This is a genomic window from Catenibacterium sp. co_0103, from assembly GCF_004168205.1.
GTDB classification, from domain to species: domain Bacteria; phylum Bacillota_I; class Bacilli_A; order Erysipelotrichales; family Coprobacillaceae; genus Catenibacterium; species Catenibacterium mitsuoka_A.
This window is the reverse complement of sequence record NZ_RCYB01000191.1, coordinates 1-1,615: the sequence shown is the minus strand read 5'-3', so window position 1 is coordinate 1,615 and position 1,615 is coordinate 1. Positions and strand designations below refer to the sequence as shown.

Annotated in this window: 1 protein-coding gene; it reads left to right on the top strand. The window is 34.8% G+C overall.

Translation table 11 applies throughout. The features are described from left to right. The first annotated feature begins 312 nt into the window (after nucleotides 1-312). On the top strand, nucleotides 313-1,182 hold the full coding sequence (locus EAI80_RS13065; RefSeq protein WP_202976655.1) for a CorA family divalent cation transporter: 870 nt from the start codon (nucleotides 313-315) through the stop codon (nucleotides 1,180-1,182). The last annotated feature ends 433 nt before the right edge of the window (nucleotides 1,183-1,615 follow it).

Below are 1,615 nucleotides of genomic sequence, written 5' to 3'. Positions count from 1 at the left end.
GTTGTTTATGAGCTTACCTTACGGACGTCTCAAGTTATATTGATTAACTTCTCTTCAGTGATATGATATCACTTCTAGATAAAATAAAAAACTAGAATTATTACTTGAATAACTTCTAGTTCTATAATACGAAATTGAGAATAAGGGGCCTGCGGTCGCGCGAATTGGGATAAAGGGGCATGCCCCTTTATCCCAATTCCTTAATTCCAGTTTCATTTTACAATTGAGGGTATTGGGATTCTTCAGTTTTTTATTTGTATTTTACAAGAATAAAGAGTATTCTTGTTTGTTAAGAAATGTGATGAAAGGAGTATGAGTGATCCTATGGTGAATATACATTTCCTTACGATCTTACGGGAAGATGAATTTCGCGAGTTGAAGAAAGATTTTCCGCATGATAACGAATTATTACACAGTATCAGATCAATCCGATACTGTAAAGCAGAAGTGTTTCGGGATTGTATTCTGGGAACCTTGCGAGTACCGGAAAAAAATGAAATACGTACACCGCATGTTGTTTTTGGATTTTACCTGACAGATAAAGAACTTTTTTTAATTGAGGACAGTGGGGAACTGAAACACTGGATAGAGAAAAAGGAAGAACAGTTTCAGGAGCTGAAATCGCCGGATCAGTTTCTTCTTAAGATGATGGAACTGATGATTGAAAATGATCTTCTATATTTGTTACATTTGGAAAAAGAAATTGAAAAGATGGAAGATCAGCTTATAAAAGGTGTTCCGGATAATTTCTTTTCGGTTCTTACAAAGTATCGACAGAAACTATCTGTGCTGGATGCATATTATGAACAGCTGGCTATGATTGGTGATCTATTACAGTCTCAAGATGGACTGACTATTATCCATAATACAGAATCGTGGAATCGTTATGCACTCAGGACAGAACGACTGCATAACCATGTGCATTTGCTTAGAGAAAATATACTGCAGTTACGTGAACTGTATCAATCTCAGCAGGATGCACAACAGAATAAAATTATGTGTATATTGACAGTTGTGACAACCTTATTCCTGCCACTTACACTTTTGACCGGCTGGTATGGGATGAATTTTGTAAATATGCCTGAGCTGCAGTGGAAATACGGATATGTTGCAGTGATTGCAATTGCAGTAATAACAATTATTCTGGAACTCATTTATTTTAAAAAGAAAAGATTGTTGTAGGATAAGATTATCCGTAGAGAGTAAAAGATTTTTTTCGGAATTAGGTATTCATTAAAAAAGGCTACACACAATTTTGTATGCAGCCGAATCTATATGAAGAGGTGCCTTTTTTCCTCCTGTCAACCGAAATTGATAATGTCTCAAAAATAATCAAACATTAGCACCGCAACGGCAATGTCATTAAGTTAAGAATTGACAGCTATCAAGGCATACAAATAAAATGTATGCCTTTTTTATTTGCTCTTGACAAAAGCCCAAAAATGTGAGGCCAATAATCAATATTTATATATTGATTATTGGCCTATTGTTTATAGATGTCATCGGAGGTATACATTATGGACAACTATAAACAACTCGAGAAAACTTTAAATCACATTATCAAAAAAATGAACGATTCACGCTCTATTTTCTGCGTAAATTCCAGAACAGACTT